The organism is Pseudomonas sp. No.117 (assembly GCF_054558395.1).
The window spans coordinates 437376-460855 of sequence record NZ_BAAJNP010000004.1; the positions used below are offsets into that span (position 1 = coordinate 437376).

The following is a 23480-nucleotide window of genomic DNA, read 5'->3' on the forward strand; positions in this document are numbered from 1 at the left end:
GCCATGACTGACTTCCACACCCTGGAACTGATCCGTGATCCACGCGGCTTCGCCACCCTCTGGCTCGACCGCCCGGATCGCCACAATGCCCTGGATGCGCAGCTGATCGCGGAGCTGGGGATCGTGCTCGCCCAAATCGCCACCGATGGCGAGCTGCGCTTTCTGCTCCTGCGTGGCCGCGGGCGGCACTTCTGCGCCGGCGCCGACCTCGCCTGGATGCAGGCCTCGGCCCGCCTGGACGCCGCCGCCAACCGCGCCGACACCGAGCGCCTGGCCGAGGTGATGTATCGCCTGCAGGCCTTGCCGATGCCGACTCTGGCGGTGGTCCAGGGCGCGGCCTTTGGCGGCGCGGTGGGCCTGGTCAGCTGCTGCGACCTGGCCCTGGCCGCGGGAGACGCCACCTTCTGCCTGTCGGAGGTGCGCATCGGCCTGGTGCCGGCGGTCATCGCGCCCTTCGTGACTCGCGCCCTGGGCGAGCGCATGGCGCGACGCTACATGCTCGGCGCGGAGCGCTTTTCCGGCGAACGCGCCGCCGAACTGGGCCTGGTGGCCGAGACTGCGCCGGCTGCCAACCTGGACACCCTGGTCGAGGCCTGGATCGCCCGGCTGCTGGACAACGGGCCCCAGGCATTGCGCGCCTGCAAGCGGTTGCTGGACGGCGCTGGCGCGGGCGCACCCCCCGACGAGGTGCGCTCCTTCACTGAGGGCCTGATCGCCGAGGTACGCGTCACCCCCGAAGCCCAGGAAGGCCTGCAGGCCTTCCTGGAGAAACGTCGTCCCGCCTGGCAGGAGACCTCGCCATGACCTTCGACCGTCTGCTCGTCGCCAACCGCGGCGAGATCGCCTGCCGGGTGATGCGTACGGCCAAGGCCCTCGGCCTGGGTACCGTCGCCGTGCACAGCGCCATCGATGTCGACGCCCGCCATGTGCGCCAGGCCGATCAGGCAGTGGACCTGGGCGGGACCAAGCCGGCCGACAGCTATCTGCTGGGCGAGCGCATCATCGCCGCGGCCCTGGCCGCCGGCGCCCAGGCGATCCATCCGGGCTACGGCTTCCTGTCCGAGAATGCCGCCTTCGCCGAGGCGGTGGCCGCGGCAGGGCTGGTCTTCGTCGGTCCTCCCGCCGCGGCGATCCGCGCCATGGGCAGCAAGTCCGCGGCCAAGGCGCTGATGACCGATGCCGGGGTGCCCCTGGTGCCGGGCTATCACGGCGAGGACCAGTCCCTGGCCACCTTTCGTAACGCCGCGGCGCGCATCGGCTATCCGGTCCTGCTCAAGGCCACCGCCGGCGGCGGCGGCAAGGGCATGAAGATCGTCGAGCGCGAAGCCGACCTGGCCGAAGGCCTTGCCTCGGCCCAGCGCGAGGCGCTCTCGGCCTTTGGCGATGCACGGATGCTGGTGGAGAAATACGTGCTGCTACCGCGCCATGTGGAGATCCAGGTGTTCGCCGATGCGCACGGCCATTGCCTCTATCTCAACGAACGCGACTGCTCCATCCAGCGCCGCCACCAGAAGGTGATCGAGGAGGCGCCCGCGCCGGGTCTCACGCCCGACCTGCGCCGGGCCATGGGCGAGGCGGCGGTGCAGGCGGCCCAGGCCATCGGCTATGTCGGCGCCGGCACCGTGGAATTCCTGCTCGACGCCCGTGGCGACTTTTTCTTCATGGAGATGAATACGCGGCTGCAGGTGGAGCACCCGGTCACCGAGGCCATCACCGGCCTGGACCTGGTGGCCTGGCAACTGCGCGTGGCCGCGGGCGAAGCCCTGCCCCTCACCCAGGCCCAGGTGCCGCTGCACGGCCACGCCATCGAGGTGCGCCTCTATGCCGAGGACACCGACCAGGGCTTCCTGCCGGCCTCTGGCACCCTGCAGCTCTATCGCGAGCCCGCGGCCGGTCCCGGGCGGCGAGTGGATAGCGGCGTGGAGGAAGGTGACGAGGTGTCGCCCTTCTACGATCCCATGCTGGCCAAGCTGATCGCCTGGGGCGACAGCCGCGAACAGGCGCGCAAGCGGTTGCTGGCCATGCTCGAAGACACCGCGGTGGGCGGCTTCGCCACCAACCTCGCCTTCCTGCAGCGCCTGCTCGCCCATCCGGCCTTTGCCGCGGCGGAGTTGGACACCGGTTTCATCGAGCGGCATCAGGCGGCCTTGCTGCCCGCACCCGCAGAACTGCCGGAGGCCTTCTGGACCCTGACGGGCCAGGCCTGGCTGGCGACGCTGCCCGCCGCTGCCGATCCCACGTCACCCTGGGCGTCCCGCCAGGGCTGGCGCCTGGGCGGACCACCGCGCATCGCGCTGCGCCTGGCCTGTCGTGGCGAGGTGCGCAGCCTGAGCCTGGTCGACCCGCTGGCCGTCGCATTGAGCGGTGATCGGCTCCACTGGCAGGTGGACGGCGTTCGCCACAGCGCCCGCCTCCATCGCCGAGGGCCGACGCTGTTTGTCGAATGGCAGGACCGTTTCGAAGCCGTCACCTGGGCCGATCCGCTGGCCGAGGTCGCGCGCCAGGCGGATGCCGGTGGCCTCACCGCGCCGATGAACGCCAGCGTGGTAGCGGTTCCGGTGGCCGTGGGCGACATCGTAGAAGCCGGGGCCCCGCTGGTGGTACTGGAGGCGATGAAGATGGAGCACAGCATCCGCGCGCCCCGTGCCGGCGTGGTGGCGGCGCTGTTCTGTAGCCCGGCCGAGCTGGTGGCCGAGGGCGCCCCGCTGGTGGAACTGGAGGAGGTGGCACCATGAGCGATGCCCTGCCGTCCCGGGTGCGGCTGGTCGAGGTCGGACCCCGCGATGGCCTGCAGAACGAGCCCCAGGCGCTGGGCATCGCCGAGCGCATCCAGCTGTGCACGGCGCTGATCGCCAGTGGCATGCATCATCTGGAGGTGGGCAGCTTCGTCTCGCCACTCTGGGTGCCGCAGATGGCCGGGACCGCCGAGGTGCTGGCAGGACTCGGCCGGCCCGAGGGCGTGGTGCGTTCGGTACTGGTGCCCAACCTGAAAGGTTTCGAAGCCGCCCTGGCGGCGGGGGTGGACGAAATCGCCGTGTTCGCCGCCGCCTCGGAGGGCTTCTCCCAGCGCAACATCAATTGCTCCATCGCGGAGAGCCTGGCGCGCTTCGTGCCCGTGGTCGAGGGCGCGCGGGCGGCGGGCATCCGGGTGCGCGGCTATGTGTCCTGCGTGCTGGGCTGCCCCTACGATGGCGAGGTCGCAACCGACCAGGTGGCGAGCGTGACCCGCGAACTGCTGGAGCTGGGCTGCGCCGAGGTCTCGCTCGGCGATACCATCGGCGTCGGCACCCCGGGTCGGACCCGGGCGCTCTGGCAGCGGCTGGGCCGGGAGGTGCCCCTCAGCCAACTGGCCGGGCATTTCCACGACACCTATGGCCAGGCCCTGGCCAACGTCTACGCCAGCCTGCTCGAAGGCGTCGCGGTGTTCGACAGCTCCGTCGCCGGGCTCGGCGGCTGTCCCTATGCCCAGGGCGCCAGCGGCAATGTCGCCAGCGAGGACCTGGTCTATCTGCTGGATGGCCTGGGCATAGCGTCCGGCGTCGACCTGAAGAGACTGGTCGAGGTCGGACAGAACGTTTCCGCCCTGCTCGGTCGCCCCAATCAATCGCGGGTCGGCAGCGCGCGGGCAACGCGAGCGGTCAACTAGCCGGGGCTCCGGCGGGCGCCCATGGCAACCGCCGGGGCTTGCTCTCATAATGGCGGCCTCTTTCATCCAAGGACCCGCTTTGGCCAGGAAGTCCCGACGCGAACTCGCCCAGCTCGATGGCACCACCGAGCTGCCCCTCACCGTGCGCGAGGTCGCCCTCGCCGCCGGGGTGTCGCCCATTACCGTGTCCCGGGCACTGCACCGCCCGAACCTGGTGAGCGCCGCCACCCGCGAGCATGTCCTGGCCGTGGTCAAGGAACTGGGCTACGTGCCCAATCTGCTGGCGGGCAGCCTGGCCTCCAGCAAGAGCCGGCTGGTGGCCATCCTCTTGCCCACCATCGCCAATTCCATCTATGCCACCGTGGTGCAGGCGATCATGGATCGCCTCACCGCGGCGGGCTACCAGGCGCTGATCGGTCCCACCGGCTATTCACCGGAAAAGGAAGAGGAACTGCTGGAAGCCATCCTTGGCCGCCGCCCCGATGGCATCGTCCTCACCGGCACCCTGCACACCCCGGCGAGTCGCGCGCGGCTGGCGGCGCTGAACATTCCGGTGGTGGAAGCCTGGGACCTGAGCGCCGAGGCCTTGGACATGCAGGTGGGCTTTTCCCACGAGCAGGTCGGCGTGGCCCTGGCGGAGCACTTCGTCGCCCGCGGCTATCGCCGCTTCGGGGTGATCTCGGTGGACGACCCCCGCGCCATGCGCCGCAACCTGGCCCTGCAGGCCCGCCTGGTCGAACTGGGCATCCCCGAATTGCCCATGGAGGTGCTGCCGCTGCCGGCCACTTGGGAAGTCGGCCGCAACGGCCTGGCGCGCCTGCTGGAACGCCCCGAGCCACCGGAACTGGTGCTGTGCAGCTCCGACACCCTGGCCCTGGGCGTGGTCGCCGAAGCCAGCAGCCGCGGCCTGCGCATCCCCGAACAGCTGGCGGTGGTCGGCTTCGGCGACACCACCAACGGCCGCTTCGCCACCCCGGCGCTGTCCACGGTCAGCGTCAATGCCGATGCCATGGGCCAGCGCGTCGCCCAGGCGCTGCTCGACCGCCTCGCGGGCGATCAAACTGCGGTAAGCCTCGACACCGGTTTCGCCCTGATCGAGCGCCAGAGTTCCTAGCCACTTTTTTGCGCCCGGCCACAGATTTAACGGTTGAATGATAGCGTTATCTGTTTAATGATAACGCTATCGTTGTCAGACGACTTACAACCTAAGCCCGCTACACGATGCCAGCCCGCACACAAAAACAAACCAGTGGGAGCTCTCCATGCACGAAACCAAGCAGACGCGCGTCCGCTATCTGATCCTGTTCATGCTATTCGTGGTGACCACGATCAACTATGCCGACCGCGCCACCATCTCCATCGCCGGCTCCGCCCTGCAAAAAGACCTCGGCATCAGTGCCGTCTCCCTCGGCTACATCTTCTCCGCCTTCGGCTGGGCCTATGTGCTCGGCCAGATCCCCGGCGGCTGGCTGCTCGATCGCTTCGGTTCGAAGAAGGTCTATGCGGCGAGCATCTTCACCTGGTCGGTATTCACCATGCTGCAAGGCTACATCGGTGAATTCGGCATCGGCACCGCGGTGTTCCTGCTGTTCGCCCTGAGATTCATGGTCGGCCTGGCCGAAGCGCCCTCCTTCCCCGGCAACGCCCGCATCGTCGCCGCCTGGTTCCCCACCAAGGAGCGCGGTACCGCCTCGGCGATCTTCAACTCGGCGCAATACTTCGCCACCGTGCTGTTCGCGCCGCTGATGGGCTGGATCGTCTACCACTTCGGCTGGCAGCACGTCTTCGTGGTGATGGGCGCCCTGGGCATCGCCTTCTCGGCGGTCTGGATGGCGGTGATCTACAGCCCCCGCGAACATCCCCGCGCCAACAGCGCCGAGGTCGAGTACATCGCCAGCAATGGCGGCCTGGTCGACCTGGACACCCCCGGCAAGAAGAGCGAAGGTCCGAAGTGGAGCTACATCGGCCAGCTGCTGACCAATCGCATGATGGCCGGCATCTACCTGGGCCAGTTCTGCATCAACGCCCTCACCTACTTCTTCCTGACCTGGTTCCCCGTGTACCTGGTGCAGGAACGCGGCATGACCATCCTCAAGGCCGGCATCATCGCCTCCCTGCCGGCCATCTGCGGCTTCATCGGCGGCGTGCTGGGCGGGGTGATCTCCGACTGGCTGCTGCGTCGCGGCAGCAGCCTGAGCGTGGCGCGCAAGACCCCCATCGTCGCCGGCATGCTGCTATCGATGAGCATGATCCTCTGCAACTACGTCGACGCCGATTGGATGGTGGTGGGCTTCATGGCCATGGCCTTCTTCGGCAAGGGCATCGGCGCCCTGGGCTGGGCGGTGGTCTCCGATACCTCGCCCAAGCAGATCGCCGGCCTCTCCGGTGGCCTGTTCAACACCATCGGCAACCTGTCTTCCATCACCACCCCGATCATCATCGGCTACATCATCGCCGCCACCGGTTCCTTCAAGATGGCTCTGGTGTTCGTCGGTGCCAATGCCCTGGTGGCCGCCATCAGTTACCTGTTCGTCGTCGGCGAGATCAAGCGCGTCGAGTTGCGCGGCGTGCCCACGCCGCCTGCCGAAGCCCCGCTCGCCGCTGAAACCTCTCGCTGATCGCCAAGGAGCCCGACCATGACCCAATTCAACGCCCCCCCCGCCCTGCACACCGGCACCCCGGTGGTCACCTCGCTGGAAGTCGTGCCCGTCGCCGGCCAGGACAGCATGCTGCTCAACCTGAGCGGCGCCCATGGCCCCTACTTCACCCGCAACGTGCTGATCCTCAAGGACAGCGCCGGCCGCACCGGCGTTGGCGAGGTGCCCGGCGGCGAGAGCATCCGCCAGACGCTGGAAGACGCCCGCCAATTCCTCATCGGCCAGCCGCTGGGGCAGTACCAGCGCATCCTCGGCCAGGTCCGCCAGGCCTTCGCCGGTCGCGATGCCAGCGGCCGTGGTCTGCAGACCTTCGACCTGCGCATCACCATCCACGCCGTCACCGCCCTGGAAGCCGCCCTGCTCGACCTGCTCGGCCAGCATCTGGAGGTGCCGGTGGCGGCCCTGCTCGGCGAAGGTCAGCAGCGCGACGCAGTGGAGATGCTCGGCTATCTGTTCTATGTCGGCGACCGCAACAAGACCACCCTGGACTACCGCAGCGAAGCCGAGAGCGACGACGCCTGGTTCCGCGTGCGCAACGAAGAGGCTTTGACCCCCGAGACCGTGGTGCGCCTGGCCGAGGCGGCCTATGACCGTTACGGCTTCAAGGACTTCAAGCTCAAGGGCGGCGTACTCAGCGGCGACGCCGAGATCGAGGCGGTCACCGCCCTGGCCGAGCGCTTCCCCGAGGCACGCGTGACCCTGGACCCCAACGGAGCCTGGTCGCTCAAGGAAGCCATCCGCCTGTGCCGCGACCAGCACCACGTCCTGGCCTATGCCGAGGATCCCTGTGGCGCCGAAAACGGCTACTCCGGACGCGAGGTGATGGCCGAATTCCGCCGCGCCACCGGCCTGCCCACCGCCACCAACATGATCGCCACCGACTGGCGCCAGATGGGTCACGCCATCCAGCTGCAATCGGTGGACATCCCCCTGGCCGATCCGCACTTCTGGACCATGCAGGGCTCGGTGCGGGTGGCGCAGATGTGCAACGACTGGGGCCTGACCTGGGGTTCGCACTCGAACAACCACTTCGACATCTCCCTGGCCATGTTCACCCACGTCGCCGCCGCGGCGCCGGGCAAGATCACTGCCATCGACACCCACTGGATCTGGCAGGACGGCCAGCGCCTGACCCGGCAACCGCTGGAGATCAAGGGCGGCCTGGTGGCGGTGCCGCAGCAGGGTGGCCTGGGCGTGGAGCTGGACATGGACGCCCTGGCCCGCGCCCACGAGCTGTACAAGGCCAAGGGCCTCGGAGCGCGCGACGACGCCATGGCCATGCAATTCCTCTCGCCCAACTGGACCTTCGATAACAAGAAGCCCTGCCTGGTGCGCTAGGCCCTTCGGCCCGCCAACAGCGCCCGCTCCGGACTCTCCGGGGGGGCGCTGTTTCCGTTCCAGCGTCCGACACCTGGAATTACACCTACCGATAGCCTGCTAAGCGTTCGTTAAGCTCACCGGATGGACACTGACCCCAAGGTATCGCGCAACCCTGCCCGATACCCACGCGGTTCCAGTTACTTTCGTATCCGGGAGAAGCACATGAACCTCAAGCCTCGTATTGCCAAGAGCCTCCTCGTCCTGACCATCGCCTCGGTGTTTTCCACCGCTGCCCTTGCCGACACCCGACCCGACATCGCTACCCAGCAGGTCGCCACCCTGCCGGCGATCTCCCAGCAGGGCCAGCAGGCCTTCATGGACGTGGTGGCCGCCCGCCAGGACCTCTTCGAGGCCCATGTCGAACAGGCCAAGCAGCAACTGGCCGCCGCCGAAAGCGCGCTGCAGACCGCCCAGACCGACAAGACCGCCTACCTCAAGTCGGCCAGGGACATGCGCGGTCAGGACGGCAAACTCATTCAGGTCTCCGCGCAGGACGCCAAGGCCACGTCCTGGCTGCCGATCTGGAGCGGCATGGCGCTGCGTGACGACTATGTCGCCACCCCGGCCAAGAACCAGGCCGTGGCCCAGGCCAACGAGAAGATCCAGCAGGGCGATACCAAGGCCGCCGGCGAGATCCTCAAGGTGGCCGGCGTCGACGTCGACTACTCCACCGCCGTGCTGCCGGCCCAGGAAACCCTGGACCTGGTGCACCGGGCCAATCAGGAGCTGGGCCACGAGCAATACTGGCAGGCCAACCTGACGCTCAAGCAGGTGCAGAACAGCCTGAAATACGACAACGCCAACGTCGACGTGACCCCCACCGGCTGGTTCTCCAGGACCACCTCGATCTTCACCCCGGTCGACAAGACCTGAGCCGGTCGCAGGCACCTGAGATCAACGGAATCGTTAACTTCAGCGTAACGATTCCGCCCTCAGGTTGATTGAACGCCAGGAAGGCGAGGTCTAGGGTGACTCCACGACAGGTGATTCGTGGAGACTCCAATGACAACGACATCCCACCCACCGGCTCGGATCGCCAGGCGCCGCAGCGACAAGCAGCAGCGTCTGGACCGGGTGGCCGCGCTGGCCGACGGCAAGGTGCTGCCCACCGCATCCATTGTCGCGGCCCTGGAACAGCTGCTCGCCCCCGGCGACCGGGTGGTGCTGGAAGGCAACAACCAGAAGCAGGCCGACTTCCTCTCCCGCAGTCTCGCCCAGGTCGATCCGGCCCGGCTGCACGACCTGCACATGATCATGCCCAGCGTCGGTCGCGCCGAGCACCTGGATCTCTTCGAACGCGGCATCGCCCGCAAGCTGGACTTCTCCTTTGCCGGCACCCAGAGCCTGAGGATCAGCCAGCTGCTGGAAGACGGGCTGCTGGAAGTGGGCGCCATCCACACCTACATCGAACTCTATGCCCGGCTGCTGGTGGACCTCATCCCCAAGGTGGTGCTCAGCGCCGGTTTCATGGCCGATCGCGCCGGCAACGTGTACACCGGGCCCAGCACCGAGGACAGCCCGGCGCTGATCGAGCCGGCGGCCTTCAGCGACGGCATCGTCATCGTCCAGGTCAACCAACTGGTGGACGACGCCAGCGAGTTGCCCCGCGTGGACATCCCGGCGGACTGGGTTGATTTCGTGGTGGTGGCCGACCGGCCCTTCTATATCGAGCCGCTGTTCACCCGCGATCCGCGCCATATCAAACCGGTGCACGTGCTGATGGCGATGATGGCCATCCGCGGCATCTACGAACGCCACCAGGTGCAGTCGCTCAACCATGGCATCGGCTTCAACACCGCGGCCATCGAGCTGATCCTGCCCACCTACGGTGAGCGCCTGGGCCTCAGGGGCAAGATCTGCCGGCACTGGACGCTCAATCCCCATCCCACCCTGATCCCCGCCATCGAGAGCGGCTGGGTGGAGAGCGTGCACTGCTTCGGCACCGAGCTGGGCATGGAGGGCTACATCGCCCAGCGTCCGGACGTTTTCTTTACCGGTCGCGACGGCTCGCTGAGATCCAACCGCCTGCTGTGCCAGCTGGCTGGTCAGTACGCCGTCGACCTCTTCATCGGCGCCACCCTGCAGGTGGACGGCGATGGCCATTCCTCCACCGTGACCCGCGGGCGCCTGGCCGGCTTTGGCGGCGCGCCCAACATGGGCCATGACCCGCGCGGTCGCCGCCATCCCACCCCGGCCTGGCTGGACATGCGCCAGCAGACGGGCGACACCGCCCCGGCGCTGCTGGAGCGTGGCAAGAAGCTGGTGGTGCAGATGGTCGAGACCTTCCAGGAAGGCGGCAAGCCCACCTTCGTCGACACCCTGGATGCCGTGGAGGTGGCGCGCAAGAGCGGCATGCCGCTGGCGCCCATCATGGTCTATGGCGACGACGTCACCCACCTGCTCACCGAGGAAGGCATCGCCTATCTCTACCGCGCCCGCTCCCTGGAAGAGCGCCGGGCGATGATCGCCGCCGTGGCCGGGGTCACCGCCATCGGCTTGCGCAGCGATCCGGCCGAGGCCCGGCGGCTGCGCCAGGAAGGCCTGGTCGCACTGCCCGAGGACCTCGGCATCCGCCGCACCGACGCCAGTCGCGAATTGCTCGCCGCCAAGAGCGTCGGCGAACTGGTGGAATGGTCCGGCGGCCTCTATCAACCTCCGGCCAAGTTCAGGAGCTGGTAATGCGCGCCCTTGCCCGTCTTGCCCCGTCTCCCGCCGAACGCCTGGCCGACCTGGCCGTGACGGCCCTGGTCGACGAAGCCGAACTTTCGCCCAAGCCGGCCCTGGTGGATCGCCGCGGCCAGGGTGCCCACCAGGACCTCAGCCTTGGCCTGATGCTGACCTCCGCCCAGGCCCTGCGACCCTGCTTCCGGGCCATGGCCGAAGCCGCTGAACTAGGGCTGCCCATGGCCGACCTGCGCCGCCTGATCGGCCGCCTGGGTCGCGATGGCGAAGCCGCGATGCTGAGCGTGACCGGTGGCGTCAACACCCATCGCGGCGCCATCTGGGCGCTGGGGCTGCTGGTGACGGCGGCCGTGCACGGGCGTCCTGGCTCTGCTGAGGCCTTGTGCCTTGCGGCAGGTCGCCTGGCTAGCCTCCCGGATCCTGATGCTCCCAGCACTCTGCCCAGCCATGGCCAGCGCGTTGCCCAGCGCTATGGCGTCGGCGGCGCCCGGGCCGAGGCGGCCGCCGGCTTTCCCGCCATCCACCAGCGCGGCCTGCCAAAACTGCGCGCCAGCCGCCAGGCGGGTGCCGGCGAGCAGAACGCCCGCCTGGATGCCCTGCTGGCGATCATGACCCGGCTGGACGACACCTGCGTGCTGCACCGCGCCGGCCCCGCCGCCCTCAGCGCCATGCACCAGGGTGCCCAGGCGATACTGGACGCCGGTGGCAGCGCCAGCCTGGCCGGGCGCCGCCAGCTGCTGGTCCTGGATCGGGAGTTGCTGGCCGCCAATGCATCGCCCGGTGGGGCGGCCGATCTCTTGGCCGCCACCCTTCTCGTTGATCGCCTGGAGCCACGGCTCCCTGGAGACCTCTGATGGAACACTTCACCTGCCGCTATCCGGCCAGCCAGCGCCGCCAGGGCCGTGCCCTGGTGGGCTGCGTCGGTTCGGGGGACCTGGAGGTCCTGCTCGAACCCGCCAACGCCGACTTCACCCTCAGGGTGACCACCTCGGTCAATGGCAGCGAACCGCGCTGGCGCGCCCTCTTCGACCGGCTGTTCGCCGCCCGCGATGACCTGCCGGCCTTGACCCTGGACATCCACGACTTCGGCGCCACCCCCGGCGTGGTCCGCCTGCGCCTGGAGCAGGGGCTGGAAACCCTCGACCTGGAGGAAAGCGCCCATGTCTGAAGCCACCCTTCCCGATGTGCAGGAATTGCTGCACAGCCGCAGCTTCGTCGAACTCGGCGCCCGTGAGCGGGCCCGGACGGTGCTCGATGCCGGTAGCTTTCGCGAGCTGGTCGGGCCCTTCGAGCGGCTGATGTCGCCCTGGCTGCCCAGGCAGGGCATCGTCTGCCAGGCCGATGACGGCGTGGTGGTGGCCAAGGGGCTGATCGACGGCGAGCCCGCGGTGGTCTGCGCCATCGAAGGCGCCTTCCAGGGCGGCAGCATGGGCGAAGTGGGCGGTGCCAAGATCGCCGGGGCGCTGGAATTGGCGCTGGAAGACAACCTCGCCGGCACCCCGACCCGCGCCGTGTTGCTGCTGGAAACCGGCGGCGTGCGCCTGCAGGAAGCCAACCTGGGCCTGGCCGCCATCGCCGAGATCCAGGCGGCCATCGTCGCCTTGCGTGCGCATCAGCCGGTCATCGGCGTCATCGCTGGCAGCGTCGGCTGCTTTGGCGGCATGTCCATCGCCGCGGGGCTGTGCAGTCAGCTGATCGTCACCCGCGAGGCCCGCCTGGGCCTCAATGGGCCTCAGGTGATCGAGCAGGAAGCCGGGATCGAGGAATACGACTCCCGCGACCGTCCCTTCATCTGGAGCCTGACCGGCGGCGAACAGCGGGTCGCCACGGGCCTGGCAGATGTCTTCGTCGCCGACGACAGCACCACCGTGGCCAACGCCATCCGCCAGGCTTTGGCCGCTGGCGTCACCACGTCGCTGCGGAGCCAGCAGGCCGACCGTTATCTGGCACGCCTTGCCGATCTCGATACCGAACCCCAGGCGGACGCCGCCGCGGTCCGTCACCTCTATGCCGGAGATCAGCCATGAGCACCCAGCCTTCGCAACGCGGCCTGACCTGGTTCCAGGCCTTGGCCGGTCAGGGCGAGGCCGTCAGCGGCCTGCCCGCCTCCCTGCACGTCGCCGACCTCGAACTGGCCGGACGTCCCGCGCGCTGGCTGGCGGTGGTAGCGGATGCCGAGAACCCCTTTCCCCGCGCCCGCCAGGGTGAGGTGGGCCTGCTGGAGGGCTGGGGTCTGGCCCGGGCCATCCAGCAGGCCATCGCCGAGGATGGTGGCGCTGAGATGAAACGCACCCTGGTCGCCTTGGTGGACGTGCCCAGCCAGGCCTATGGGCGCCGCGAGGAAGCCTATGGCATCCACCAGGCCCTGGCCGGGGCCGCCGGAGCCTATGCCGAGGCGCGTCTGGCCGGGCACCCGGTGCTGGCGCTGCTGGTGGGCAAGGCCATGTCCGGCGGCTTTCTCGCCCATGGCTACCAGGCCAATCGCCTGCTGGCCCTGCGCGATCCCCAGGTGGAGGTGCATGCCATGGGCAAGGCCTCGGCGGCGCGGGTCACCCTGCGAAGCGTCGAGGAGCTGGAACGCCTGGCGGCCGATATTCCACCCATGGCCTATGACCTGGACAGCTATGCCTCCCTGGGCCTGCTCTGGCGCCAGCTGGAAGTGGCCCAGCCCGACCAGCCCTCGGCCGAAGATGCGCAGCAGGTGCGCCAGGCCCTGGCCGACGCCCAGGCGGATGTCCTGGCCAGCGGAGCCACCGATCTCAGGCTGCGGCTGGATGGCGCCAATCGCGCGGCCTCTCGTGAAGTACGCGAACGCCTGCGGGCGGGTTGGAGCGCGTGATGAGCGGGCGGGCGATGGGATCGTTGGGCTTCGCTGGCGCTCAACCCAACCTACGAGACACTTTCGTAGGTTGGGTTGAGCAACGCGAAGCCCAACACAGCCCCCACGACCTGCTCTGGGGCCTGACGCCGGATACCCTTCCGGCAGAAGCCCCTGCCTGGGCGGTAGCGGTCGCCCAGGCCGGCCTGCCGGTGGTGGTACGGCGGGCGGCACCCGAGTCAGACCGCATTCCGGTCGGCCTGCGCGGCACCACCCGCGCCGAACGGATGGCGGCCTGGCTGGAGCCTGCTGCCGTGAGGCGCCAGCTCCCACCCGAGGCCCTGAGAGTCTCCAGTGATTGCCGTGACCTGCCCGTCTTCTCGACCCTGGCCTTTATCGAACCGCTATTGGATGACCTGGGGCTGCCCTGGGGGCCTACCGGCGCCGCGGGTTATGAATTGGCCTCCGGCTGGCCGGCGCTGCATGCCGGGAGCGATCTGGATCTGCTGATCCGCTGCGAAGCTAAAATGTCGCGTGACCAGGCGCGGGCCTTGCTGGCGTCCCTGCAGGGGCAAGCGCTGTGTCGCCTGGACATCCTGCTGGAGACCCCGCTCGGCGGCGTGGCCCTGGCCGAATGGGCCGGAAACGCCTCACGCGTGCTGCTCAAAGCAGCTGCCGGTCCCCAGCTGGTAGGCGATCCCTGGCGGGAGGCGCGCGCCGCATGAGCATCCTCTTCCAGTTTCCCGGCCAGGGCGCCCAACGTCCCGGCATGCTGCACGTCCTGCCCGAGCACGCCGAGGTCCGGCGTACCCTGGAGGAAGCGGCCGAGGTGCTGGAACGCGATCCCCTGGGCCTGGATACCGCCACGGCACTGGAACACACCCGCGCCGTGCAGCTTTGTCTGCTGATCGCCGGCGTCGCCACCGCGCGGCTGTTGTTGAGTCGGGGCCCGGCACCGCAGTTGGTGGCCGGGCTGTCCATTGGTGCCTATGCCGCAGCAGTGGTGGCCGAGGCCCTGGAGTTCGCCGATGCCCTGCGCCTGGTGGCCCGTCGCGGCGAGTTGATGCAGGCGGCCTATCCGAGCGGCTACGGCATGCTGGCGATCCTTGGCCTGGGGCGCGGCGCGATCGAGAAGCTGGTCTCTGACCACCACCGTCCTGACGCGCCGCTGTACCTGGCCAACGCCAATGCCGAGCAGCAATACGTGGTGGCGGGGAGCGACGCGGGCCTCGCCGTGCTGGCCGAGTCGGCGCGCGCCGAGGGCGCGGCGGCGGCCAAGCGCCTGGCCATGAGCGTGCCGTCCCATTGCCCGCTGCTGGCGGAGGCCGCCAAAACTCTTGACCAGGCCTTCGCCGGCGTCGAGCTGCGCGCGCCGCGCCTGGCCTATCTGAGCGGTACTTCGGCACGGCGGCTGGTGCGCGCCGAGCAGTTGCGCGACGACCTGGCCTTTAACATGGCGCGGCCCATCGAATGGCACGCCACCCTGGAAGCCGCTCGCGAGCGCGGCGTACGCCTGGCCATCGAGCTGGCGCCGGGCAGCGTGCTCACCCAGTTGGCCAAGCGCGTGCTGCCCGGGGCCGGGGTGCTGGCCTGGCAGGACACCCACCCCGACACCTTGGACGCGCTGCGGCGCGAGGAGGCGGCAAGACCGGACTAGGAAATTCCGAACATGGGGCTGCCCTCTCCCCGAGGGAGAGGGGGCAAGAGCGGGAGCGGTGCCTCGGCTTTATCCCATCAAGCACAACCGAGGCTGGACGAAGACTTTAGAACAAGGCGGCTGCCCTCTCCCTAGCCCTCTCCCCGTGGGAGAGGTGGTAAGAGCGGGGGCGGTACCCAGGCTTCATCCCACCCAAGCACAACCGAGGATAGACAAAGACTTAAAACACGGCGGCCGCCCTCACCCCAGCCCTCTCCCAGAGGGAGAGGGGGGTAAAAGCGAGATCGGTGCCAGGCTTTACCCCACCCAAGCACAACCGAGGACAACAACAATGATCATCTACGGTGTAGCGCTTCTGGCCGTCTGCATGCTTGCAGGCGTCATCATCGGCGACTTCCTGGGCGTCCTGCTCGGGGTCAAGTCCAATGTCGGCGGGGTGGGCATCGCCATGCTCCTGCTGATTTGCGCCCGGCTCTACATGGAGCGGCATGGCGGCATGAGCAAGGAATGCGAATTCGGCGTCGGCTTCTGGGGCGCGCTGTACATCCCGGTGGTGGTGGCCATGGCGGCTCAGCAGAACGTGGTCACCGCCCTGCACGGTGGCCCGGTAGCACTCTTGGCAGCCGTGGGGGCCGTGGCAGTCTGCGGGGCGACCATCGCCCTGATCAGCCGCAGCCATCGCGGCGAACCGCTACCGCCCTTGCCGGACGCCGCCGTGGCCCCCGCATCAGCGGTCACCCATGCCGCACCGGTCGGAGGTCGCTAGGATGAACGACATCATCACCAAAGCCCTGCAACACAACGGCCTGGTCGCCGCCTTCGCGCTGATCGGCCTGATCATGTGGATCTCGGTGATCCTTTCGCGCCGACTGACCTTTGGCCGGGTGCACGGCTCGGCCATCGCCATCGTCATCGGCCTGGTGCTGGCCTGGGTCGGCGGGACCGTCACCGGCGGCCAGAAAGGCCTGGCCGACCTCGCGCTGTTTTCCGGTATCGGGCTGATGGGCGGCGCCATGCTGCGCGACTTCGCCATCGTCGCCACCGCCTTCGAGGTCCAGGCCACCGAGGCGCGCAAGGCCGGAGTGATCGGCGCCGTGGCCCTGCTGCTCGGCACCGTGCTGCCCTTCATCGTCGGCGCCGCCGTGGCCTGGGCCTTCGGCTACCGCGACGCGGTGAGCATGACCACCATGGGCGCGGGCGCGGTGACCTACATCGTCGGCCCGGTGACCGGCGCCGCCCTGGGCGCCAGCTCCGACGTCATGGCGCTGTCCATCGCCACCGGCCTGATCAAGGCGATCATCGTCATGGTGGCGACGCCCGCGTCGGCGCGCCTGCTGGCGCTGGACAACCCGCGCTCGGCGATGGTCTTCGGCGGCCTGGCCGGCACCGTCAGCGGCGTCACCGCGGGGCTCGCCGCCACCGACCGCCGCCTGGTGCCCTATGGCGCCCTCACCGCCACCTTCCACACGGGTCTGGGCTGCCTGTTGGGGCCGTCGCTGCTGTACTTCTGTGTGCGAGCCCTGGCGGGTTAGTGGCGCGCGTACATCCGGCATTCGGCGACGAAGGCCAGCAGATTGGGATCGCGCTCGCGGCTGCGCAGAAAGACCGCGCCGATGCGCTGCTGCAGCCGGTAGCGCGGGGCCAGGGGCAGCAGCTTGAGGCGGTTCTGGTAGACCGCCTCGACCCGCCCCGGCAGCAACGCGTAGCCCACCCCGGAGCTGACCATGCTCATCAGCGAGAAGATGTCGTTGACCTGCATGATCACCTCCGGCTCGAAGCCGGCCTGGGCGAACACCTGGCGGCCGTCGCGAAAGGTGGCGAAGCCCTGGGTCAGGGTCACGAAGGGCACCCCGGCGAGATCGCGCAGGTCCACCTCGGCCTGGTCGGCGAAGGGCGAGTCGCTGGGCGCGGCCAGGAAGATGTCGTCGCTGAACAGCTCCACGCTCTCGCAGTCGGCGTCCACCACGGCGTCGTCCAGGGCCACCAGCATGGCGTCCAGCTTGAAGTCGTGCAGTTGCTCGGCGAGATCGGCGTTGGAACCCAGCACCAGGTCGATGTTGAGTTCGCTGCGCCTGAGCTTGAGGCCCATGATCAGCTGGGGCACGGTCTTGACCGTCAGCGAATAGAGCGCGCCCAGGCGAAAGCGATCGGCCGAGAAACCCGCCGCCTGCCGGGTCAGCCGCACCGTCTCGGCCAGGTCCTGCAGCAGTCGCTCGGCGCGCGCCTCCAGCACGAAGGCGCCGTCCAGCGGCGTCAGGGTACGCCCCTCGTGCTTGAACAGCGGACAGCGCAGGGCATTTTCCAGCGAATGGATGGCGCGGTGCACGCTGACATGGCTGGTGCCCAGCTCGGCGGCGGCCCGCGCCAGGTTGCGACTGCGCATGAAGGCCAGGAAGATCTCCAGCTTGCGCAGGGTGAGTTCATCGGTATCGGACATGGCGGCCAGCGGGCGGTGAGAGACAGCTGATCACCTTGCCCGGATGGGCAGGCGGCGTCGAGTGCCGAGCGCCTGGTTCAGCCCGATAACCACCGGAGGTAACCAGGCGCCCTCTCCCCGCCCTACAACCAACCCTTGATCTGCTGGCAGACCGCCGTGGTGGAGATGCCGTAGCGGTCGTGCAGGGTCGGCAGCGCCCCGGCGTCGAGGAAGGCGTCGGGCAGCGCGATCTGGCGGAAGGTGGGCGTCACGCCGTTGCGCAACAGGGTGGTCGCGACGGCCTCTCCCAGGCCACCGATCAGCGAATGGTTCTCCGCCGCCACCACCAGCCGCCCCGGCTTGCGGGCTTCCGCCAGGAGGGTCGCTTCGTCCAGCGGCTTGATGGTCGGCACGTGCAGCACCGAGACGTCCACGCCATCCGCGGCCAGGGCCTCGGCGGCCTCCAGGGCGCGCATGGTCATCAGGCCGGTGGACACCACCAGCACGTCGCGTCCGGGGCGCACCACCTGGGCCTTGCCCAGCTGGAAGCGGTAGTCGTAGCGATCCAGCACCAGGGGCACGTTGCCGCGCAGCAGGCGCATGTAGACCGGCCCCTGGTGGGCGGCGATGGCCGGCACCGCCTGCTCGATCTCCAGAGCATCACAGGGGTCGATCACCATGAGGTTGGGCATGGCGCGAAAGATAGCCAGGTCGTCGGTGGCCTGGTGGCTGGGGCCGTAGCCGGTAGTCAGCCCGGGCAGGCCGCAGACGATCTTGACGTTGAGGTTCTCCTCGGCGATGGCCATGCAGATGAAGTCGTAGGCACGTCGCGAAGCGAACACCGCATAGGTGGTAGCGAAAGGTACGCAGCCTTCGCGGGCCATACCGGCGGCGGCGCTCATCAGCAGCTGCTCGGCCATGCCCATCTGGTAGAAGCGCTCGGGATGGGCCTTGGCGAAGATGTGCAGGTCGGTGTACTTGGCCAGGTCCGCGGTGAGGCCGACGATGTCCTGGCGCTGTTCGGCCAGGGCCGCCAGGGCATGGCCGAACGGGGCTGGTCGGGTCGGCTGGCCCTCGGCGGCGATGCTGGCGATCATCGCCGAGGTGGTCAGGCGTGGCTTGGTGGCGGTGGTAGTCATCAGAAGTCCCTCCCGGCATCCAGGGCGTCGAGGGCCAGGGCCCATTCGTGCGCCTCGACGCGGATGAAGTGAGTCTTGTCGCGGGTTTCCAGGAAGGGCACGCCCTTGCCCATGCGGGTATCGCAGAGAATGATCCGGGGCTGAGGGCCCGGGTGCTGGCGAGCCCGGTCGAAGGCGGCGACCAGCGCCGCGCGGTCGTTGCCGTCGACGCGCTGGACGAACCAGCCGAACGCCTGCCAGCGCTCGACGAGGGGCTCGAAGGCCAGGATCTCGCGGCAGTGGCCGTCGGCCTGCTGGTTGTTCACGTCTACCAGGGCGATGAGATTGTCCAGTTGCCAGTGAGAGGCCGACATGGCCGCTTCCCAGGTAGCGCCTTCGTTGAGTTCGCCATCGGACAGCAGGTTGTAGACGAAGGATTTCGACTGCTTGCGCTTGAGGCCGAGGCAGGCGCCCACGGCGATGCCGAGGCCTTGGCCGAGGGAACCGCCGGTGATCTCCATGCCGGGGGTGTAGGCGGCCATGCCCGACATGGGCAGGCGGCTGTCGTCGCAGCCATAGGTCTCCAGTTCTTCCTGCGGCACGATCCCGGCCTCGATCAGCGCGGCATAGAGGGCGATGGCGTAGTGGCCGATGGACAGGTAGAAGCGGTCGCGCCCTTCCCATTCGGGCGCCTGCGGCTGGTAGCTCAGGGCGTGGAAGTAGGCGACGGCCAGGACGTCGGCGACGCCCAGGGCCTGGCCGACATAACCCTGACCCTGGATCTGGCCCATGCGCAGGGCATGGCGGCGGATGTTGTGGGCGCGCTCGGCCAGCGAGAGCGTTGCGGGTTGTGGCGAAGAAGCGGTCATGATCTGTACCTCGATTAGCGATTGACCAGGGCGGCGGGAATGCGCAGGACCAGCGTGGCGCCGATCACCAGCACCCCGGTGATGAGGAACATGCCGATGGCGCTGGAACCGGTGCTGGTGGTGATCCAGCCGATCAGGTAGGGCGAGCAGAAGCCGGCCAGGTTGGCGAAGCTGTTCACCGCGGCGATGCCGGCGGCGGCGGTGACTCCGCCTAGCAAGGTGGTGGGCAACATCCAGAACAGCGAGGACGCGGAAAGGATGCCGGCCGCTGCCAGGCACAGGCTGAGGATCGACAGGGTGACGTTGTGGCCGAACACCGCGGCGAGGCTGAGGCCGCAGGCGCCCAGCAGCATGGGGATCACCAGGTGCCAGCGGCGCTCGCGGTGCCGGTCGCCGCTGCGCCCGGCCAGCAGCATGGCGACGATGGCGCACATATAGGGCAGGCTGGTGAGCAGGCCGATGTGCAACGGATCGGCGACCCCCGAATTGCGCACCAGGGTCGGCAGCCAGAAGGTGATGGCGTACTGGCCCATGACCACACAGAAGTAGATGGCGGCCAGCAGCCACAGCCGGCGATCACGGATGAAGTCGCGCACGCTGGCGTGCTCGGTCTTGTGCTGGTTGTCCTCGGCCAGTTCCTTCTGGATCAGCGCCTTTTCCTCGTCGTCCAGCCAGGTCGCCTGGTGCACGCCATCCTTGAGATAGCCGAGCACCATTAGCCCCACCACCACCGTGGGGATGGCTTCGATGACGAACATCCACTGCCAGCCGGCCCAGCCATGGACGCCGGCGAACTGATTCATGATCCAGCCCGACAGCGGCCCGCCGATCATGCCCGACAGAGGTATGGCGACGAACCAGAGCACCGTCATGCGCGCACGGCGGTAGGAGGGAAACCAGTAGGTGAGATAGAGCAGCAGGCCCGGCGCCAGGCCGGCCTCGGCCACACCGAGCAGGAAGCGCAGCAGGTAGAACTGCCAGGCCGTCTCGACGAAGGCGAACATCCCGGAAAGGATGCCCCAGGTGATCATGATGCGGGCGATCCAGCGGCGGGCGCCGACCTTGTGCAGGATGATGTTGCTGGGCACCTCGCAGAGGAAATAGCCGAGGAAGAACATGCCGGCGCCGAGGCCGTAGACGGCTTCGCTCAGGGCCAGGTCGTTCATCATCTGCAGCTTGGCGAAGCCGACGTTGACCCGGTCCAGATAGGCGCAGAAGTAGCACAGCATCAGGAAGGGCATCAGCCGCCAGGCGGTCTTGCGATAGGCGTTGGCGCGCGCCGAGGTGGCCGCTGCCAGGGTGAGCGTAGTCATGGTCTGATCTCTTGTTGTTATGGACGCCGCAGGCGCGGCGTCCTTGTCGATGCAGAGCGTTGAAAACGAAGGGGCGATCAGTGGATCAGCATGCCGCCGTTGACGTCCAGGGTAACGCCGGTCAGGTAGCCGGAGAGATCGCTGGCCAGGAACAGCGCGGCATTGGCCACGTCCCTGGGCTCGCCCAGGCGACCCAGGGGGATGCCGTCGATGATCGACTGGCGGCGCTCGTCATGCATCAATCCGCCGGTGATATCGGTCTGGATCAGGCCGGGGGTCAGGGCATTCACGCGGATGCCGTCCGGCCCGAATTCCCGCGCCATGGCCCTGGTCAGGCCCAGCACCCCGGCCTTGGCGGCGCTGTAGTGGGGACCGCCGAAGATGCCACCACCACGCTGGGCGGACACCGAGGACAGGCAGACGATGCTGCCACCACCCTGCTCGCGCATGGCCGGGATCACCGCCTGGGACATCAGCAGGGTGCCGCGCAGGTTGACGTCGAGGATGCGGTCGTAGTCGGCGCGGCCGATCTCCAGGGTCTTCACCGGCTGAGTGATGCCGGCGTTGTTGACCAGCACGTCGAGGCGACCGTAGTGGGCGAGCGCCTGATCGACCGCAGCCCTGACCTGGGCCTCGTCGGCCACGTTGGCCGTCAGGCCCAGGTGACATTCGCCGAGGCTGGCGGCGGCATCCCGCGCGGCGCTGGCATCGAGGTCGAGGATGATGACCCGCGCGCCCTGGGCGGCGAAGGCCTGGGCCGTGGCTCGACCGATGCCGCGGGCGGAGGCGGCGCCGGTGACGAGGGCAATCTTATCTTGCAGCAGCAGGGAATGCAGGGGCATGACGCTATCCTTCTTGTTGTTGTGGAGGGCTGTCGCTGAGGGCCAGAGTGCCCCCGCCCCAGGGCCCCAGCAACGCAGCCTGCGTCAGACCGTGCTGAATAAAATTCATGCCTGCGGCTTGGCAGCTGGGTCTGACAGCTTAAGAATCGATCTCGAACTGGCCACAGGACCCGCAACTCATGGATTCCGGCAAGACGCTTTCCCTGCCACCCCTGAAAGCCCTTCAAGCCTTCGAGCAGACCGCCCGCTTCGCCAACGTCGCCCGCGCCGCCGAGCAACTGGCGCTGACGCCCTCGGCGGTCAGCCATCAGTTGGCCAAGCTGGAGGCCCTGGTGGGACGCGCCCTCTTCGTCCGCGGCGCGCGCGGCATGACCCTGACCCCGGCCGGGGAGCAATACCTCGAAGAGGTCAGCGAGGTGCTGCACCGGCTGGCCATGGCCACGGATCGCGCCGCCAGCGATGCCGGCCTGGAATGCCTGCGCCTGCACTCGGCGCCGAGCTTCGGCCTGCTCTGGCTGATGCCACGACTGGAACAGTTCCGCCAGAGCCACCCCGACCTGCAGATCAATCTCTCCTGCTCCTATGAATCCCTGCACTTCAGCCGCGACAAGGTCGACATCGACATCCGCCACGGCCTGCCCAGCTGGCCGAACCTGGAAATCCGCACCCTGCAGCGCGAACGCCTGGCGGTCCTGGCCGCGCCGCAGTTGCTGGAAAAACGTCCGATCCAGTCGCCGGCGGATCTGCTGCACAGCGAGCTGATCCTGTCCGAGGCCACCCTGATGAAGTGGCCCAACTGGTTCGCCCAGCAGGGCCTGGCGCTGCCGGAACGCCCCTACACCCTGAGTTTCGATCGCTCCTACATGACCCTGGAGGCCGCCCGCCATGGCCTGGGCTTCGCCCTGGAGAGCACGGTGCTGGCGGCGGACTATCTGGCCCGCGGCGATCTGGTACGGGTGCTGCCCCAGGACGACGACCTGCCGGTGGCCGCTCACCACCTGGTGTTTCCCCGGGCGCACTCGCGCTACGCCCGGGTGCGGCGCTTTCTGGACTGGCTGCAACAGGAGCTGGGCCAGCCCTTCGAGTACTAGAGCACCTGCAGCCGCTCCCGGAGCAAGTCGACGAAGGCCTGGGCCGCCGGAGTGAGGCTGCGGCCGGTGGGGGTGAGGATGCCCAGCGGCCGGGCCAGGCTCTCGCCGCAGAGCGGCAGGGCCACCACCGGGGCCTCGCCACCGGCCGACTCCGGCAACAACGCGAGGCCCTGCCCGGCCGCCACCAGGGCCAGCAGGGTGCTCATGTAGTTGGCCTCCAGGGCCGCCACCAGGCGCAGGCCGGCGGCGGCGAAGGCGAAGTCCAGGCACTCGCGCACGCTGCTGTCACGCCCCGTGAGCAGCAGGGGCACGGCGTCGAGTTCGGCCAGGGTGATTTCGGTGCGGCCTGCCCAGGGATGGTTGCTGGGGACGAACAGCTGCAGGTGATCGACGTACAGCGGCTGGAAGTCCAGGTCCACGGCCCGTGGGCGGACGCCGATGCCCAGGTCCACCTGCCCTTCCCTGACCAGCGCCTCGACCCGGCCGGCCACCACATCCTGCAGGCGAACCTCGATGGCCGGATGACGGGCCTGGAAGGTTTTCAGCAACTCGGGAAAGGGCCCCATGAAGAACGACGGCAAGGCCGCCAGGGTGATCCGCCCGCGGCGCAGGCCGGCCAGGTCCCGGGCGTGGGTCTGGACATCGCCCAGGTCCACCAGGATGCGCTCCAGGGGGCCGCGCAATTCTTCCCCGGCGGTGGTCAGCTGGACCCGCCGCGGGGTGCGCTCCAGCAGTTGCACCTCCAGCCAGGCTTCGAGTTGCTGAATCTGCACGGTGAGCGCCGGCGGTGACAGGTGCAATTCCTCCGCCGCCCGGGCGAAGGAGCCCTGGCGTGCCACGGCGAGAAAGGCCTGCACATGCTGGAGCAGATTCTTCATTTTGTTTTTCTGAACGCTGCTTCGGAAGATTCCAATTTACAGGACATCGGACGTCTTCGAATACTGGGCCCACAACAACAAAACCTCCCGTGCGCCCGCCTGCCGCGCCACGG

The 23480-nt window shown here is 68.5% G+C and carries 23 protein-coding genes; 17 read left to right on the top strand and 6 right to left on the bottom strand.

What is annotated here, in order from left to right; all coding sequences use genetic code 11:
- The first annotated feature begins 3 nt into the window (after window positions 1-3).
- From ACYJP6_RS11905 to madM, 16 genes are all read left to right on the top strand, one after another.
- On the top strand, window positions 4-804 hold the full coding sequence (locus tag ACYJP6_RS11905; RefSeq protein WP_278894495.1) for an enoyl-CoA hydratase-related protein: 801 nt from the start codon (window positions 4-6) through the stop codon (window positions 802-804).
- Complete coding sequence (locus ACYJP6_RS11910) at window positions 801-2735, top strand: acetyl/propionyl/methylcrotonyl-CoA carboxylase subunit alpha (protein WP_459475179.1); 1935 nt, start codon at window positions 801-803, stop codon at window positions 2733-2735. Before ACYJP6_RS11905 ends, ACYJP6_RS11910 begins: the two co-directional genes overlap by 4 nt.
- Window positions 2732-3646, top strand: a complete 915-nt coding sequence (locus ACYJP6_RS11915; protein WP_459475181.1) for a hydroxymethylglutaryl-CoA lyase — start codon at window positions 2732-2734, stop codon at window positions 3644-3646. The genes ACYJP6_RS11910 and ACYJP6_RS11915 overlap by 4 nt, the downstream gene beginning before the upstream one ends.
- Window positions 3647-3725: 79 nt before the next feature.
- A complete protein-coding gene (locus ACYJP6_RS11920) occupies window positions 3726-4760 on the top strand; it encodes a LacI family DNA-binding transcriptional regulator (RefSeq protein ID WP_459475182.1) in 1035 nt (344 codons plus the stop codon).
- A gap of 148 nt (window positions 4761-4908) precedes the next feature.
- Window positions 4909-6264 carry an MFS transporter gene (locus ACYJP6_RS11925; protein WP_027602164.1) on the top strand — a complete coding sequence of 452 codons (1356 nt, stop codon included), beginning with the start codon at window positions 4909-4911 and terminating at the stop codon, window positions 6262-6264.
- 18 nt (window positions 6265-6282) lie between these two features.
- Window positions 6283-7641, top strand: coding sequence for a glucarate dehydratase (gene gudD / locus ACYJP6_RS11930; RefSeq protein WP_459475184.1), 1359 nt, complete (start codon window positions 6283-6285; stop codon window positions 7639-7641).
- Between the two features lie 204 nt (window positions 7642-7845).
- The gene (locus tag ACYJP6_RS11935) at window positions 7846-8556 is read left to right on the top strand and encodes a YfdX family protein (RefSeq protein WP_459475185.1); all 711 of its coding nucleotides are present in this window, start codon (window positions 7846-7848) and stop codon (window positions 8554-8556) included.
- Between the two features lie 129 nt (window positions 8557-8685).
- The gene (gene mdcA, locus ACYJP6_RS11940; protein WP_459475186.1) at window positions 8686-10362 is read left to right on the top strand and encodes a malonate decarboxylase subunit alpha; all 1677 of its coding nucleotides are present in this window, start codon (window positions 8686-8688) and stop codon (window positions 10360-10362) included.
- Window positions 10362-11219 carry a triphosphoribosyl-dephospho-CoA synthase gene (locus ACYJP6_RS11945; RefSeq protein ID WP_459475187.1) on the top strand — a complete coding sequence of 286 codons (858 nt, stop codon included), beginning with the start codon at window positions 10362-10364 and terminating at the stop codon, window positions 11217-11219. The genes mdcA and ACYJP6_RS11945 overlap by 1 nt, the downstream gene beginning before the upstream one ends.
- Complete coding sequence (locus ACYJP6_RS11950; protein WP_459475188.1) at window positions 11219-11533, top strand: malonate decarboxylase subunit delta; 315 nt, start codon at window positions 11219-11221, stop codon at window positions 11531-11533. The genes ACYJP6_RS11945 and ACYJP6_RS11950 overlap by 1 nt, the downstream gene beginning before the upstream one ends.
- Window positions 11526-12392, top strand: coding sequence for a biotin-independent malonate decarboxylase subunit beta (locus tag ACYJP6_RS11955; RefSeq protein WP_459475189.1), 867 nt, complete (start codon window positions 11526-11528; stop codon window positions 12390-12392). Before ACYJP6_RS11950 ends, ACYJP6_RS11955 begins: the two co-directional genes overlap by 8 nt.
- A complete protein-coding gene (gene mdcE, locus ACYJP6_RS11960; RefSeq protein WP_459475190.1) occupies window positions 12389-13204 on the top strand; it encodes a biotin-independent malonate decarboxylase subunit gamma in 816 nt (271 codons plus the stop codon). Before ACYJP6_RS11955 ends, mdcE begins: the two co-directional genes overlap by 4 nt.
- 14 nt (window positions 13205-13218) lie before the next feature.
- On the top strand, window positions 13219-13908 hold the full coding sequence (locus ACYJP6_RS11965; RefSeq protein WP_459475191.1) for a malonate decarboxylase holo-ACP synthase: 690 nt from the start codon (window positions 13219-13221) through the stop codon (window positions 13906-13908).
- Complete coding sequence (gene mdcH, locus ACYJP6_RS11970; RefSeq protein WP_459475192.1) at window positions 13905-14840, top strand: malonate decarboxylase subunit epsilon; 936 nt, start codon at window positions 13905-13907, stop codon at window positions 14838-14840. The genes ACYJP6_RS11965 and mdcH overlap by 4 nt, the downstream gene beginning before the upstream one ends.
- Window positions 14841-15171: 331 nt before the next feature.
- Complete coding sequence (gene madL, locus ACYJP6_RS11975; RefSeq protein ID WP_459475193.1) at window positions 15172-15606, top strand: malonate transporter subunit MadL; 435 nt, start codon at window positions 15172-15174, stop codon at window positions 15604-15606.
- A gap of 1 nt (window position 15607) precedes the next feature.
- The gene (gene madM, locus ACYJP6_RS11980) at window positions 15608-16372 is read left to right on the top strand and encodes a malonate transporter subunit MadM (protein WP_459475194.1); all 765 of its coding nucleotides are present in this window, start codon (window positions 15608-15610) and stop codon (window positions 16370-16372) included.
- Here madM and ACYJP6_RS11985 read toward each other — a convergent pair.
- From ACYJP6_RS11985 to ACYJP6_RS12005, 5 genes are all read right to left on the bottom strand, one after another.
- Window positions 16369-17277 (bottom strand): LysR family transcriptional regulator, encoded by a 909-nt coding sequence (locus tag ACYJP6_RS11985; RefSeq protein WP_459475195.1) that lies wholly within the window; start codon window positions 17275-17277, stop codon window positions 16369-16371. The two genes, madM and ACYJP6_RS11985, sit on opposite strands and share 4 nt — an antisense overlap.
- Window positions 17278-17399: 122 nt before the next feature.
- Window positions 17400-18395, bottom strand: coding sequence for a transketolase family protein (locus ACYJP6_RS11990; protein WP_007158546.1), 996 nt, complete (start codon window positions 18393-18395; stop codon window positions 17400-17402).
- Entirely contained in the window at window positions 18395-19243 is an 849-nt protein-coding gene (locus ACYJP6_RS11995) for a transketolase (RefSeq protein ID WP_459475196.1), read from the bottom strand. Before ACYJP6_RS11995 ends, ACYJP6_RS11990 begins: the two co-directional genes overlap by 1 nt.
- Before the next feature lie 14 nt (window positions 19244-19257).
- On the bottom strand, window positions 19258-20556 hold the full coding sequence (locus tag ACYJP6_RS12000) for an MFS transporter (protein WP_007158548.1): 1299 nt from the start codon (window positions 20554-20556) through the stop codon (window positions 19258-19260).
- A gap of 77 nt (window positions 20557-20633) precedes the next feature.
- Entirely contained in the window at window positions 20634-21383 is a 750-nt protein-coding gene (locus ACYJP6_RS12005) for an SDR family NAD(P)-dependent oxidoreductase (protein ID WP_459475369.1), read from the bottom strand.
- A gap of 194 nt (window positions 21384-21577) precedes the next feature.
- Between ACYJP6_RS12005 and ACYJP6_RS12010 the strand changes: the two genes are divergently transcribed.
- Complete coding sequence (locus ACYJP6_RS12010; protein WP_027599558.1) at window positions 21578-22489, top strand: LysR substrate-binding domain-containing protein; 912 nt, start codon at window positions 21578-21580, stop codon at window positions 22487-22489.
- Here ACYJP6_RS12010 and ACYJP6_RS12015 read toward each other — a convergent pair.
- The gene (locus tag ACYJP6_RS12015; RefSeq protein ID WP_459475197.1) at window positions 22486-23367 is read right to left on the bottom strand and encodes a LysR family transcriptional regulator; all 882 of its coding nucleotides are present in this window, start codon (window positions 23365-23367) and stop codon (window positions 22486-22488) included. The two genes, ACYJP6_RS12010 and ACYJP6_RS12015, sit on opposite strands and share 4 nt — an antisense overlap.
- Window positions 23368-23480 lie beyond the last annotated feature (113 nt).

Coding starts and splice junctions, on each gene's coding strand:
- ACYJP6_RS11915 (WP_459475181.1), top strand. CDS start 2,732: ATGAGCGATGCCCTGCCGTCCCGGGTGCGGCTGGTCGAGGTCGGACCC.
- ACYJP6_RS11905 (WP_278894495.1), top strand. CDS start 4: ATGACTGACTTCCACACCCTGGAACTGATCCGTGATCCACGCGGCTTC.
- madM (WP_459475194.1), top strand. CDS start 15,608: ATGAACGACATCATCACCAAAGCCCTGCAACACAACGGCCTGGTCGCC.
- mdcH (WP_459475192.1), top strand. CDS start 13,905: ATGAGCATCCTCTTCCAGTTTCCCGGCCAGGGCGCCCAACGTCCCGGC.
- ACYJP6_RS12000 (WP_007158548.1), bottom strand. CDS start 20,556: ATGACTACGCTCACCCTGGCAGCGGCCACCTCGGCGCGCGCCAACGCC.
- gudD (WP_459475184.1), top strand. CDS start 6,283: ATGACCCAATTCAACGCCCCCCCCGCCCTGCACACCGGCACCCCGGTG.
- ACYJP6_RS11995 (WP_459475196.1), bottom strand. CDS start 19,243: ATGACCGCTTCTTCGCCACAACCCGCAACGCTCTCGCTGGCCGAGCGC.
- ACYJP6_RS11935 (WP_459475185.1), top strand. CDS start 7,846: ATGAACCTCAAGCCTCGTATTGCCAAGAGCCTCCTCGTCCTGACCATC.
- ACYJP6_RS11955 (WP_459475189.1), top strand. CDS start 11,526: ATGTCTGAAGCCACCCTTCCCGATGTGCAGGAATTGCTGCACAGCCGC.
- ACYJP6_RS12015 (WP_459475197.1), bottom strand. CDS start 23,367: ATGAAGAATCTGCTCCAGCATGTGCAGGCCTTTCTCGCCGTGGCACGC.
- ACYJP6_RS11910 (WP_459475179.1), top strand. CDS start 801: ATGACCTTCGACCGTCTGCTCGTCGCCAACCGCGGCGAGATCGCCTGC.
- ACYJP6_RS11985 (WP_459475195.1), bottom strand. CDS start 17,277: ATGTCCGATACCGATGAACTCACCCTGCGCAAGCTGGAGATCTTCCTG.
- mdcA (WP_459475186.1), top strand. CDS start 8,686: ATGACAACGACATCCCACCCACCGGCTCGGATCGCCAGGCGCCGCAGC.
- ACYJP6_RS11965 (WP_459475191.1), top strand. CDS start 13,219: ATGGGATCGTTGGGCTTCGCTGGCGCTCAACCCAACCTACGAGACACT.
- ACYJP6_RS11990 (WP_007158546.1), bottom strand. CDS start 18,395: ATGACTACCACCGCCACCAAGCCACGCCTGACCACCTCGGCGATGATC.
- ACYJP6_RS12010 (WP_027599558.1), top strand. CDS start 21,578: ATGGATTCCGGCAAGACGCTTTCCCTGCCACCCCTGAAAGCCCTTCAA.
- ACYJP6_RS11925 (WP_027602164.1), top strand. CDS start 4,909: ATGCACGAAACCAAGCAGACGCGCGTCCGCTATCTGATCCTGTTCATG.
- mdcE (WP_459475190.1), top strand. CDS start 12,389: ATGAGCACCCAGCCTTCGCAACGCGGCCTGACCTGGTTCCAGGCCTTG.
- madL (WP_459475193.1), top strand. CDS start 15,172: ATGATCATCTACGGTGTAGCGCTTCTGGCCGTCTGCATGCTTGCAGGC.
- ACYJP6_RS11945 (WP_459475187.1), top strand. CDS start 10,362: ATGCGCGCCCTTGCCCGTCTTGCCCCGTCTCCCGCCGAACGCCTGGCC.
- ACYJP6_RS11950 (WP_459475188.1), top strand. CDS start 11,219: ATGGAACACTTCACCTGCCGCTATCCGGCCAGCCAGCGCCGCCAGGGC.